The 13375-nt window shown below is 68.2% G+C and carries 8 protein-coding genes; 3 read left to right on the top strand and 5 right to left on the bottom strand.

What is annotated here, in order from left to right:
* The first annotated feature begins 48 nt into the window (after positions 1–48).
* Complete coding sequence (locus OO71_RS24030; protein ID WP_033292122.1) at positions 49–2061, top strand: DUF6541 family protein; 2013 nt, start codon at positions 49–51, stop codon at positions 2059–2061.
* 191 nt (positions 2062–2252) lie between these two features.
* On the opposite strand, the gene OO71_RS24025 is transcribed toward OO71_RS24030, so the two are convergent.
* Complete coding sequence (locus OO71_RS24025; RefSeq protein WP_033292184.1) at positions 2253–3149, bottom strand: LLM class flavin-dependent oxidoreductase; 897 nt, start codon at positions 3147–3149, stop codon at positions 2253–2255.
* Between the two features lie 57 nt (positions 3150–3206).
* On the opposite strand from OO71_RS24025, the gene OO71_RS24020 reads away from it, so the two are divergent.
* Positions 3207–4031, top strand: coding sequence for an HAD family hydrolase (locus OO71_RS24020; protein ID WP_211260591.1), 825 nt, complete (start codon positions 3207–3209; stop codon positions 4029–4031).
* A 126-nt stretch (positions 4032–4157) separates the two neighbouring features.
* Here the strand turns inward: OO71_RS24020 and OO71_RS24015 are convergent, their stop codons facing one another.
* Together OO71_RS24015 and OO71_RS24010 are read right to left on the bottom strand one after the other, a co-directional pair.
* Entirely contained in the window at positions 4158–4883 is a 726-nt protein-coding gene (locus OO71_RS24015; protein WP_033292182.1) for a lysophospholipid acyltransferase family protein, read from the bottom strand.
* Between the two features lie 546 nt (positions 4884–5429).
* Entirely contained in the window at positions 5430–6959 is a 1530-nt protein-coding gene (locus OO71_RS24010) for a hypothetical protein (protein WP_033292121.1), read from the bottom strand.
* A gap of 196 nt (positions 6960–7155) precedes the next feature.
* On the opposite strand from OO71_RS24010, the gene OO71_RS24005 reads away from it, so the two are divergent.
* Positions 7156–9075 carry a DUF6541 family protein gene (locus OO71_RS24005; protein ID WP_033292120.1) on the top strand — a complete coding sequence of 640 codons (1920 nt, stop codon included), beginning with the start codon at positions 7156–7158 and terminating at the stop codon, positions 9073–9075.
* A gap of 95 nt (positions 9076–9170) precedes the next feature.
* Here the strand turns inward: OO71_RS24005 and OO71_RS24000 are convergent, their stop codons facing one another.
* Together OO71_RS24000 and OO71_RS23995 are read right to left on the bottom strand one after the other, a co-directional pair.
* Positions 9171–9632 (bottom strand): hypothetical protein, encoded by a 462-nt coding sequence (locus tag OO71_RS24000; RefSeq protein ID WP_033292119.1) that lies wholly within the window; start codon positions 9630–9632, stop codon positions 9171–9173.
* A gap of 64 nt (positions 9633–9696) precedes the next feature.
* On the bottom strand, positions 9697–13350 hold the full coding sequence (locus OO71_RS23995; RefSeq protein WP_245633762.1) for a nucleic acid/nucleotide deaminase domain-containing protein: 3654 nt from the start codon (positions 13348–13350) through the stop codon (positions 9697–9699).
* Positions 13351–13375: the final 25 nt, after the last annotated feature.

Raw genomic sequence — 13375 nt, 5'->3', positions numbered from 1 at the left:
ACCTCGGCATCCCGCCGGGCTTTACCCGCACTACACACGTGAAGAAGCATGCCTGCACCGGACACCTTCTGGAACTACCTCGGCGCGGTCGCCACCTACCTGGCCGTGCTGGCGGTACCGGGCGGCCTCATCGGCCGGGCCGCCGGAGTGCGCGGATGGGCCCTCGCGGGCCTCGCGCCGCTGCTCAGCTATGCCGTCACCGGCTTGGCCGGGCCATGGCTGTCAACCATCGGACTGCCGTACAACGTCCTCACTGCCGCTGTCTGCACCCTGGCGCTGGCTGCTGCCGCGTACGGCGTCCGACGGCTCTTCATCGCACGCGGCTGGCTCAGGCCGGGCGCGGAGGAGCCACCGGTCGTCTGGACCACGCGCGCGCAGTGGGCGGTCGCTGCCTGCGTCGTAGTGGCGACAGTGCTGTCGATGGCCGTAGTGCTTTCCGCGCGCGGCGGAACGACAGCGGTGTTCCAGCGTTGGGACACCGTCTTCCACGCGAACGGCATCCGCTACATCGCCGACACCGGCGACGGCTCCCTCACCGGCATGGGCACCATCAACTGGTACCCCAACGGCTCCTTCTACCCCAACGGCTACCACCTGGTCGGCGCGCTGGTGTACGAGATCTCCGGGACGAGCGTCCCGGTCACGCTCAACGCCGTCACGATGCCGGTCGCGGGGATCTTCGCGCTGTCGATGGTCGCGCTGGTCCGCCAGCTCGGCGGCCGCGCGGTGTACGCGGGCTGCACGGCTCTCATCGCCGCTGCAGCCACCACGGGCGCGTACGAGTCGGTGTCGAGCGGGCTGCTGCCGTACGCGCTGGGCATCGTCCTTACGCCGCTCACGGTGGTCGCGCTGCAACGCTTCCTCGTACGTCCGGGCGTCGACACCGGGCTGATCTTCGCGCTCGCAGCGGACGGTCTGCTCACCGCGCACTCGAGCGCACTGTTCGGCGGCATCCTCTTCGCGGCGCCGCTGATCCTGCAGCGCTGGTACCGGTCGGTACGGCGGCTTCCGGTCGACGGTGTGCCCGAAGGACGCAACGCAGCGCGCGTGATCGGCAGCGACATCCTGTACACGCTGCCGGTCATGGCCCTCGCCGGTCTGCTGGCGGCGCCGCAGATCCTGGGCGCGATCAGCTTCACGTCCGGCGCGTACCCGTACCAGGCTTGGAATTCCGACCTGCCGGTCGAGGAGTCGGTGCGGCTGCTGATCTTCTTCCAGCAGGTGCTGGCCACGCCGCAGCTCTGGCTCACCGCGCTGCTCATCGTCGGCGTACTGGCCTTCCGCACGCTCGGCCGGATGCGCTGGCTGGTGCTGTCCGCGATCGGGCTGTCCGGGTTCTTCGTGCTGGTGACGTCGTACGGCTATGTGCCAGCGGTGATCTCCCTGTCGCGGCCCTGGTGGAACGACCGCTACCGGCTGATGGCGCTCGCCGCGATCCCGCTGTGCCTGCTCGCCGGGCACGGCATGGCGGAGCTGCAGCGGTGGATCGCGCACCTGGCCCGGAGCGGCTCGTGGGCCCGCTCGCGACCGCAGGTGCTGACGCGGCTCGGTGCCGGCGCGGCGGTGATCGTGGTCGTCACGATGGCAGTGCTGACCGGCGGGTTCTACCGCACGGCGAACGCCACCGCGGTGTCGTTCCTGTACTACAACGGCCCGGAGGGCGAGGTCACGCCGCCGGTGAGCGCGGACGAGATCGAGGCCATGAACTACCTCGGCAAGATGGGCATTCCGGCGCAGGAGAAGGTGCTGAACGACCGGCTGGACGGCACCGCGTGGATGTACGCGCTGAGCGGCGTGCACCCGGTGGCGGGCCACTACGACGGCGGCGGGCCCATCTCGCCGGACGCGGAGTACCTGGCGCTGCACTTCCGCGACTACGCCGTTGACCCGGAGGTACGCGCCGCGGTCGCCCGGCTGGACGTACGGCACGTGCTGGTGGGCAGCGGCTCGATCCGCCGGGACGCCGACATCGCCCCCGGCCTGCGGCACCTCGACGGACTGGCGTTCCTGCGGCTGGTCTACCGCAACCCGGGTGCCCAGATCTACGCGATCGTGCGCTGAGACGGATCCTCGTGACCGCGGCCGCCCCCGCCGCGGTCACGAGGACCTCCCCGTCCCCGGCACCCCGGAGGGTGCCCACTGCTCGAGAAGACGACCTCCCCGCCGGGCCGTTCCCCCTCTTCTCACCTGCCCAGACGCCTGGTCCCCCGGTCTGGTTTCCCGGCGGGTTCGAGGCCACCCGAATGGAGTAGTTATTCGGCCTGTTCGGCCTTGAGACCCGGCAAAACCTCGTCGACGACCTTCTCCAGCACCGACTCGTGCCCCTCGTACGGCCCGCTCGAACGCGGCCAGTGGGTGATGACGTCGGTGAATCCGAGCTCACGTGCCCGATCGGTGGCTTCGCGGAACGCGGCGACGCTGCTGAGCGAGAACACCGGGGCGGCGTCGAGGCTGAGGTAGCGCTGGATGCTCGCCGGTTCCCGCCCCGCCTCGGCCAGGCGCTGGTCGAAGGTGCGGACGAGTTCGGCAATGCCGGTCCACCATTCGTCGGTGCTGGCGCCGCCGCGGCCGGTGGTGACCCAGCCGGCGCCGAACCGCGCGGCCAGCGTCATGGTGCGCGGTCCGTTCGCGGCAACTACGAACGGCAGCCGCGGCCGCTGCACGGTGCCGGGCAGGTTCCGCGCACCGCGGGCGGTGTAGTACTCGCCGGAGAAGTCGAATCCGTCGGTCATCAGCAGCCCGTCGAGGGCCTCGACGAACTCGGTGAACCGGTCTGCGCGCTGCCGCGGCGTGAGGTCGGGCGCAGCGACAACCTTCGCGTCGTAATTCGAGCTGTCGACGCCGGCGCCGACGCCGAGCACGAACCGGCCGTCGGACACGTCGTCGAGAGTGATCAGCTCGCGCGCGAACGGCACCGGATGCCGCGCGACCGGCGACGCCACGAAGGTGCCGAGGCGGATGGTGGACGTGACCATGGCGGCCGCGGTGAGCGTGGGCACGGCGGAGAACCACGGGCCGTCGACCAGTGACCGCCAGCCGAGGTGGTCGTAGGTCCACGCGTGGTCGAAGCCGTATTCCTCGGCCGCCCGCCACTTGGGTTCGGCCGCCCACCAACGATCTTCGGGAAGGATCACGATGCCTGCTCGCACGAGGCCGACGGTAGCGCCCGCCACAGACATTCGCTCGAACGGGCAGCGCCCGGGAGAATGGGGCACGTGGAGAAACCCCGGTTGGTCGCATCCGATGTCGACGGCACCCTGCTCGGTCCCAGCGAGGCGGTGACCCCGCGCACGGTCGCGGTGGTCCGGCGCGTCATCGACGACGACGTCCCGTTCGTGCTGTGCACCGGCCGCCCGCCGCGCTGGATCGCGCCGATCGCCGGTCCACTGCGTCTGACGGGTTACGCGGTGTGCGCAAACGGTGCGGTGCTGCTCGACATCGGCAAGGATTCGGTGGTCGCAGTGCACGGCGAACTCGACCCGAAGCTGCTGCACGACCTGGCCGGCGCCCTCGAGAAGGCGCTGCCCGGATGCCGGTTGGCCGCCGAGCGGATCGGCACCGGAGCGGTCGACCATGACCTGCGCAATTTCGTGATCGAGCCGGAGTACCACAACCCGTGGGGAGACGGCGAGGGCCGCACCGCGATGCGCGCCGAGGTGCTGGGTAAAACGGCGATCAAGCTGCTCATCAGCCGCCGTGGCATGACGTCGGAGGAAATGGCGGAGGCGGCGCGCGCGGTCCTCGACGGTGCGGTGGACATCACGTACTCGTCTTCGGGCGGCCTGATCGAACTGGCCGCACCCGGCATCACGAAGGCGACCGGCCTCGCCGACGTCGCCGCCCGCTTCTCCGTGCCGGCGGAATCGGTGATCGCCTTCGGCGACATGCCGAACGACGTCGAGATGCTCCAGTGGGCGGGCCACGGCGTCGCAATGGCCAACGGACACCGGGCCGCGTTGGCGGTAGCGGACGAGGTGACGGGACCGGCGTCGGAGGACGGGGTGGCGCAGGTATTGGAGCGCTGGTTCTGACCCGCGCCCGTCAGAGCCCAAACCACCCCAATGCCACATTGGTTGCATCTGACGCACCCAATGCCACATTGGTTGCGTCAGATGCACCCAATGCCACATTGGGGTGGTTTTGGGCCGGGGGACTGCTCAGGGGCGGTCCAGTGCGGCGGCTTCCTCCGGGGTAGGCGCGGTGCCGCCGAGGTGAGCGGGCAGCCACCAGCGCTCGTCGTCGGCGGGCGTCTCGGGGTACTCGGCCTGCGCTTGGTCGAGCAGCGCGGACATGCGGGCACGGAGGTCCTTGGTGCGGACCTCACAGGCGTCGTCCGGGCCGGGTGTCATCGGCTCGCCGAGCACGACGGAAATGGGCACATGCCTGCGGGTGAGGTCCTTGGGACGGCCTTTCGTCCACAGCCGCTGCGTACCCCACAACGCCATCGGGACCACCGGCACGCCCGCCTCGGCAGCCATCCGGACCGCCCCGGTCTTGATCTCTTTCACGGTGAACGACCGGCTGATCGTCGCCTCCGGGAAGACGCCCACCACCTCGCCCGCACGCAGACGGTCCACGGCCTGGTCGTAGGAGGCTTGCCCAGCGGAGCGGTCCACCGGGATGTGATGCATGCCACGCATCAACGGACCGGCGATGCGGTTGCCGAAGATCTCGTGCTTGGCCATGAACCGCACGAGCCGCTTCGACGGCCGCGCACCGAGGCCGCAGTAGATGAAGTCCAGGTAGCTGACGTGCGTGCAGGCAAGCACCGCACCACCACTCTCCGGCACGTACTCCGCCCCGGAAATCCGGATGCGATTGCCGAGCAACCGGAACATCAGCTGTGCAGCAACCAGCACGGGCGGGTACACGAGGTCAGCCATGCAGTCCAGGTTACGGAACCGTAGGTTCTCGCCGCCGTGATCGACGCGTCGGATGGGCCACAGTTGCCGCGGTGGGGCTGCTGAGCTGCGGTTGCTCCGCGCTCCGGTCACGCCAGCCCAGCCTTGCTCGGGCAGCATCGCCCCGGCGTCGACGGCGGTCCGGCTGGACCACGGTCGCTGTTGCACCGCCGCTCGCGTCGGCTCGGCCATGGTTCGACCGCTCGGCCACGACCGCAGCCTCGACAGCCCCGCCCCAGACGCATCGACTCAGCCACCGTCGCAACAGCCTCAGCCACCACCACACCGCAGCCGCGACGCTCTCACCCCAGACGCATCGGCTCAGCCACCATCGCGACAGCGTCAGCCACCACCACACCGCAGCCGCGACGCTCCCGCCCCAGACGCATCGCCGTCACCGATCCGTCGGGCTCCCGCCCGGTTGCGCCGGTCCGCAACACTCTTCGGCATCCGTTGCCTCTCCCGGCAACCACCTTCCCTCCAGAAGTCCCCTTCCGGCGCCACCCAGCTCCCCCGCAGGTCAGCGACTCACGGGCACGACACGTACCGGAAGTCCGGCGCCCGGTCCAGCTCCTCGACCAACCGGCTCGCGTCCTCGGCCCTCGGGTACACCGAGATCCAGTACGGCGTGCCCGCGCGCTGGAATGTCGCTACGCGGTACCACGCCGGCTGGTCGTCGGTGCAGTCCTGGTGCTGGACGTAGCCCGACCGGCCGGGGACGGCCAGCGTCGACCGTTCCGCGTCCGGGCCGACCACCAGCACCTGCGTCCCGGCGCGGCTCGCGAGCAGCCCCGGCGAACCGGCGCTCACGACCGAGCCCGGTGGCAGGTAGCGCGCCAGCCAGTCGCCGATCTCGGCCAGCTGGGCGCCTTGCGCATTCCACCCGCGGACGCGCGCCAGCAGGTCCGGGCTCAGCACCGAGACCGCAACCGCCACGCCGGTGAGTACGGCTGCAGCGGCCGGCACCGTCCGCGAAACCGTGCGCGGCCTTGGCGAGGGACGTACGGCGGCGAGGACTCCGTACGCACCCACTGCGGCAACCGCCAACACCGGCGGCACGGGAGCGAGGAGCCGCCAAGCTGAATCCACATCTTGTTCGAACATCAGTACGAACACAGTATGACATAGCGCGAGCGCAAAGAGTAGCCAAATAGCAGACCGGGCTTCGGTCGCATGACTCCGGATGATCATCAACACCCCGGCCGCCGCGGCTGCGGGGATCAGGAAACCCAAGTGCGCCAAGGCAAAGCTGCCCAGGTACGGCCAATCCAGTCCGGGTGCGGGCGCCGTGCCGGGCAGGAAATGCTGGTAGTAGGTGGCCCGCCAGGCCGCCCACGGGACCAGGAACACGAGCGCACCCAGCGCGAACCCGACCGGCGCCCACCAGTTGTGCCGTCGCCGCATCGCAGCGGAAACCAGCCACAACCCGCCCAGGACAGCGAGCACCAGGCCTTCCGGACGCGTCATCACCGCGCCCGCCACCAGCACCCCGGCAACCAGCGGACGGCGCGCGACCAGCGCGTACACCACAGACAGGACCAGCAACGCGAACATCGGCATCTCGGTGCCCGACGGCCCGTACACGGCGAGACCGTTCGCGCCCGCGGTGAGCAGCGCGGCCGCGATCCCGACCGCCGGCCGCGGCTCGGCGCCTTCCGGCAGCGCGAGCGCGGTGATCCGGTTTGCGAGGAGGTACGCGACCACCACGCACCCCAGCACGGCGATGACCCCGAACGTGACCGCCGTCGCGGGCACCTCGGCCCCGAACGCCGCCCGCGGCAACGCGATCACCACGAGCCAGAGGAAGTTCCCGTACCCCTCGCTGCGGTCACCGGGATTGAACACCGGGCCGTTGCCGTCGGCGATGTTCTGCGCGTACCGGAAGCTGACGAACGCGTCCTCGGTTTCGGTGGCGAACATCAGCTGGTGGAGCACCGAAAAAGCCAGGACGAGCACGAGGACGCACCCGCGCCATCCGCGGTGCTGCGCGATCTGCCGCCACGTCGCGACGACCAGCGCAGCCAGCACCAGCCATCCCCCTGCGACCGCGTAGACCACGCGACCCCCTGCCTCCCGCGCCCCTCACCCGTCCGGCCGACCCCCTGGCCGACGGCTGCTCACCGGTTCCAGTCAAGCGCGCTGCGCTGCTTCCCGGACATAAGCCGTTCGAGTGTATATGCGGCCCGCTAATGTGGGCTTCGATTCCGATCCGCTACCCGGGGGCAGGCGGATCCACCACCAGCTGAGGAAGACTGTGCCGAGCGAACCCACATTGCTGTCCGTTGTGGCGAGCATCGCCTGTTGCCTGCTCGTACTCGGGATTCCCGGGCTGATCACCGGCGCCGCCGCCGGGCTGCGCGGGTGGCTGCTGGCCGGTCTCACGCCGCTGGTGAGCTACGCGATCGGCGGCCTCGCCGGGCCGTGGGCGTCCGCGGTCGGGCTGCCGTTCAACGCCTGGACGTATGCGCTGACCACGGTGATCTTCGCCGCCGTCGCGTTCGCGCTCCGGCGCTTCACGGTACGGCGGTGGCAGCCGGAACCGGAGCCGCGCGTGTGGGCTCCGCGGGCGCACTGGGCGGTAGGCGCGTGCCTTGTGCTTGCGACGGTCATCGGCTTCTACGCGGCCGTACGCGGCATGGGTCACCTCGGCGCGATCGCGCAGGGCGGCGACGCGCCGTACGCGGCCAACGGTGTCCGCTACATCGCTTCCACCGGCGACGGCAGCCTCTTCGGCACAGGCACGGTGAACTGGTACGGCGACGGCTCGCCGCCCTTCTACCCCAACGCGTACCACCTGCTGGCAGCCGTGCAGTACACGCTCAGCGGTGGCTCGATCCCGCTCATCCTCGACGTCAACACCGCGCTGCTGCCGGGACTGCTGGCGCTGTCGCTCGTGGTGATGGTGCGCGCGTTCCGCGGGCGCGCCGTGCTGGCCGGCTCGGTCGCGCTGGCGTCGGCGGCGCCGGTGATGGGCCTGTACGAGTCGATGAACCGTGGGCCGCTGTACCCGTTCCTGCTGGGCCTCGCGCTTACGCCGCTGGCCGCGGTGGTGCTTCGCCGCTACCTGGACCGCGTCGCACCCGATACGGGTTTCCTGCTGATGGTGTCGGCGGTCGGGCTGCTGTGCATCCACTCGTCGACACTGTTCGGCGCGATCCTGTTCGCCGGGCCGCTGCTGGTGCAACGCTGGGTCGAGCAGTGGCGGTCGATCGGACGGGACCTGCTGGCGCTGGTGCCGATCGCGGTGGTGTCGGTGCTCGTGGCGTCGCTGCAGCTGTTCGGCGCGCTGGGGCTGGCGAACAGCTCGCTGCCGTACCTGGGCTGGCCGAGCGAATGGCGCGCGACGAATGCGCTGGGCGCCCTGCTCGGTTTCCAGCATTTCGAGCCGCATCCGCAGATTTGGCTGTCCGCGGCGCTGCTCACCGGTTTTATCTTCTTCCGCAGGCTGGGCGCACTGCGCTGGATCGGCTTGACGGCGTTGATCAGCGGCTTGTTCTACATGGCCGTGTCGTCGTCGAATGCACCGTTGGTGATGGCGCTGGCGCGTCCGTGGTGGGACGACCCGTTCCGGTTCATTTCGATGGCGATCGTGCCGCTGTCGTTCATTGCGGGCCACGGCATTGCGTCACTGCACGCGTGGCTACGTGAACACCTTCCGTCGCGTATTCCACCTGCCGCCCTTGCTGCGGTGGTGCTGCTGGCTTTCGTGGGTGTCACGAAAGGCCTTTACGCGCGAACGAATGGTGACCGCATCGCGGACGGTTACTGGTCCCCGAATCCGCGCAACCAGAACATCACGCCCGGCGAAGAACGCGCCATGGTGGAACTGGGGAAACTGGCAAAACCCGGCCAGTGGGCGATGAACGACCGCTATGACGGAACCCCGTGGACGTATGCGCTGAGCGGGGTCCGCACTGTCGCCGCGCACGACGACGGAACGAGCCCGCCGTCGGATGCAGTGTTGCTGGCGGCGCATTTCCGTGAGTACGAAACGAATGCAGCCGTGCGGGCGGCGGTGGAGCGGTTGAACATCCACTGGGTGATCCTGGGCCGCCCGACGGACCCACCGAAGCCCGCATATGCCGGCGAGGGATTGATCGACTTGGCCGGGCAGCCTTTCCTGCATGAGGTTTATCGCAACGATGATGCGGTGATTTATCAGCTGAACCGCTGAGGTGACCAGCTGCCCCGGTGGCAGGCAAGAGACTGCCGACCACCGGGAAATCCATCCGCTACTCACCTCAGCTAGGACAATTCAACCGGCGTGGGTCACTCCAACTGCCGTGACGGTTCGGCGATGACCCGAAAGATCTGGCTCACATGCTCGCCGGTATCGACGAACATCCGGAAACCGGCTCTGGTGAGAATGTGGTAAAGGGCCTGCTCCATGACTTGACGCACTTCGACGACGTACGTCCACAATGGATCTCCGTAGTCTTGCGCCCGCAACTTCTCCCGGAACGATGGCGACCTCGTGATGGGTGGATGCCATTTGACAATCACGCCATATGGATCAATCTCGTGCACTTCGATCAACACCCCTGGCGGCTCGTCGCCCCACGGAGAATCTTTCGTTTGGATCGATGCAGGCAAGCCGATTCGGTCGAGTTCGAAGCGAACCAGTTCGGCCAACTGCATCCAGGTCTCGACGACATCAGCAGGAGCCGGGACAGGAAGACCGTGCTCATTGTCCAGTCGGCTCTTCTTGACAAACTCGAAGGGGTCGGGCACGTCACTTTCCTCGATTTCAGGTCAGCCCGTAACAGAACTCGACAGCGAACCACTTGAGGTGACCTTACCACCCTCTGACCCGCTCCAAGAGAAGGTTCTCCAGGGTCGCCGTGTCGAAATCCTTAAGATAGGTGACCGCATACTCGACTATTGTTCCGGGGCTCAATTCCGTGTTAAGCAATGCGACGCACGAGTCATCACAAGGCGAACGCTCGGTAAAGAGCCGCTCGATACGCTTCGGATCAATCCCCGCCTTATGCAGAGTGTCGATTATCACCTTTTCCGAATGGCCGGCATCGCCGCTGATGGCTCCGATGTAGCCATCCGGAAGGAAGCCGGTCGGATCTCTGTAGCCTGGCACCTTTGCCACCGCGATGTTTTTCTCCGGACTACGCAAACGCCCGATTGCGTTTCGATAATGGAACGTCAGGTTGCCGAGATCCTCGGGGTCGGCGGTAGCTCGCGCGTACAAAACCGGCCGCAAGCAGAACGACGTACCTGCGGCCGACGGAACCCTGTCTACAACCGCCGGGCGAGCCCCACATGATGCTGCGGCGTTGCGAACGAAATTCCGTGCCAGGTCGCCCAGGGTGTTGCGTACCGCGATTCCCTGAAGGAACTGCTCCGAGCTCAGCGCACCCAACCTCGACGCCAGTAGCGAATCACTCGCCACTCCCGTCAGGAGGTCTGCTCCGATGGTGATTTCCAGGCCCGCACCGGCTGCCTCGGCAAGGAATCCGGCTTCTGCTCCGGCCAGTGCGCCCACCAAAGGCGCCGTGCATACCTCAGCGCAGATGATTCCTGCGCCGACCACAATGACCCCGGCCACGATTGCGCCGGCGATCGTCCACCAGCGGTCTGAATCGGCGTCTTCGGCCTGTTGTTTTGCGTCCGCGATTGCCTTGTTGATCAGATACGTCAGTGCCGGGTTGTAGGCGCCCTTCAGGCAGTCGTTGAAAGTCTGTTCGCTGTACTGCTTTAGCTGATTGCAGACCGCGACATTCCGCTCCGACTCGCCCTTCGGGTCGTTCACCAACCGAGAAGCCCGGGCTACACAATCGTCGTGCGCGGGGCCTGCTGGTACCGCATTACAGGCATTGTTGACATCGTCGGCGAACTTCTTCTTGGCGTCGGCGATTTCCTGGTTCGCCTTCGCTATCGCCTTGTCCCGGGCGTCATTCGCGGCTGCTACCGCGTCGTTGGCGTCCTTTCCGGCGTCGATGGCGTCCTGATATGCCTGGTGTGCCGCGGTGATCGCGCTCTGTGCGTAGCGCGTCGCAATGTTGGCGGAATGTCGGGCCGAGATGGCGGATTGCGAAGCCCGGACAGCAGCTTGCGAGGCACGAGTAGCAGCATCCGCAGCCTGTGCAGCGGACTGGTTGGCTTGCCGCGCCGATTCCTGTGCGTCCGTTGCGGATTGGATTGCCTGCTTCGCTGACGTCAGGGCATCTTTGGCATACCCACGCGCGCGACCGGCGTATTCCTCGGCCTCCTGGGCGGCATGTCGCGCCGTCGCGGCGACCGATTGTGCCGTCGCTGCATTTTCGGAAGCTTTCGCCGCAATCGACGTGGTTTGCGAAACCAGACCGGCGACAACAGCGTTGTGCGCGGCGGATTCGCGGTCATGCCGGGCCGCCAGAAATTGGCCGCCGAGACGGTACTGCCGGACGATATCCGGGGAACCGGCCAACGCAGCTTGGGCCAGCATCCGCGTTTCCGGTCCGGTGACCTGATTCGCGATCAGCTGGTTCAGCGCGATCCGGTCGTCTTTCTCCCGGGCGAGGTTCTGCCCGCTGTCCAGGAATTGGTGGTACGCGGCAACGGTTCCGGCGTCGAGCGCTTTCTGCGCTTCGGAGACGACGACGGTGTCGCCGGAAGTGCGTGCGGCGGCCAGTACCTGGTCGACCTTGATCCGGAATTCGGTGTCCTCGCCGGGGTAATGCGGCGCCGCCAGGAACTGCTTGACGTCGGCATCAGTGCCCGCCAACGCCTTTTGTCCGGCCGTTTTCATGGCCGGTACCGCGTCGGCGATGAGTTCCTGCAGTGTCTCGCGGTCGTCGAGCCCGGCGGCGTGCGTGATGCCGGTGCGGACGAACTCGATGACCTCACAGTCTGCCCCGGAAAGCGCACCCTCGGCAGCCGACTTGGTCCATGGACCGCCGATCGCGAACAGCCGCAGAGCTGCCTTACGGCCATCGGTCACGGCCAGGACCGGATCGGTTCCCGGCGCGGCCGCTTCGGCGATCAGCCGGTTCGTCTCGGCATCGCGCTGGGCTTCCTGCGCCGCGTTCCACTTACGGGTAAGGCCGAGCTGGTCGTGTACGTCAAGTGCCTGGTGCGCCGCGTCGGTCGCCTGATCCGCTTGGATGGCAAGCCGATCGGCGTCGGCCTTCCGAGCGGCGTCATAGATCCGCTTCGCCTGCGCCGCCGCGTCGCCGGCGATCTTCGCTGCCGCCGTCGCCGCGTTGGCGTGGTCCGTCGCCAACTGCGCGGCGTGTTCGGCTTCACCTGCATGTTGCGCGGCATCGTCGGCCGCCGCAGCCGCCAGTGCGGCGTCGATCGCGGCTCGGCCCGCGAGATCGCGAGCCTGTACGGCTGCCGCGTCCGCCTCGTCGGCAAACGCACGGGCGGCGGCGGCCGATCTGTTCGCCCGATCCGCTTCCCTCGCCGCGGTTGCCGCCGCGACCTCCGCCTGATGCGCGTCCGCACCGGCGTTCTTCGCCCACCGGACCGCTTCCCTCGCCGCCGCAGCGGATTTATCCGCGTTCTGCCCGGCTGAAGCTGCCGCGTCAACCGCTTCGCGTGCGTGTCCCAGCGCAACCCGGGCCTGGTCGATCGCGTCTTGAGCCTTCTTCGCATCGACTGACGCTGCCGCCGCGTCCTTCGCCGCCGTCGCTGCATCCCCAGCCTTGCCGCGGTCTACCCGCGCCGCAGCAGCCGCATTCCATGCCGCAGCCGAGGCATTCCCGGCCTTGGCTGCCGCAGCGGCGGCGCGCGAAGCTGCCCGTGCGGCAATTCGCGCGGCAGTCGTCGCCGCATTGGCCGCGCCCATCGCTGCCTGCGCCGCACGGGCGGCCCGCTCGGCTGCGGTCGCTGCCCGGCTTGCGGCGTCCGCTGCCCCGGCCGCATTGTCCTTTGCCGCTTCCGCGGCTTTCTCCGCGAGCTCACTGGCTTGCCGCGCTTTATCGGCTTCTTCCAGCGCCCGGCCTGCGGAATCCTTGGCTGCCTGCGTCTTTTCCGCAGCCTGCAGACCCGCGATCCTGGCCTGGTCGAGCAGCTGCTGGATGCTGTCGGTCTCCTGGTCGCGAGCGGCCGCGACCTCCCACTCGCGATCGACGAAGAGCCGCAACGCATTCGGCGAACCGTCGTCGAGCGCGGCCTGCGCGGCGGCCTTCACCTCCTTGCCACCGGCGGCCAGGATCTGGTTGACCCGGATCCGGAGGTCGACCGCCTCGGCCTTCGGCGCCGCGGTGGTCAGGAATTCGTGCAGCGCATCCGAACTGCCGTTGTCCAGTGCGGTCTGCGCGGCCCTCCGCACCTGAGGCCCGCCGGCGGCGAGGATCTGGTCGACGCGGATGCGCAGGTCGGTGGTCGACGCGGTGTTCCAGCCGACGGTCAAGAACGCCCGCAACGCATTCGGATCGGTGTCCGCGGCATCGAGTGCCCGCTGAGCGGCACTCTTCACTGCCGGACCGCCGGATGAGAGCAGCTGGTCCACGGCAATCCGATCGTCCACTGTGGAC

It is taken from the genome of Amycolatopsis jejuensis, from assembly GCF_000717335.1.
GTDB classification, from domain to species: Bacteria; Actinomycetota; Actinomycetes; order Mycobacteriales; family Pseudonocardiaceae; genus Amycolatopsis; species Amycolatopsis jejuensis.
This window is presented reverse-complemented; position numbering and strand designations above follow the sequence as displayed.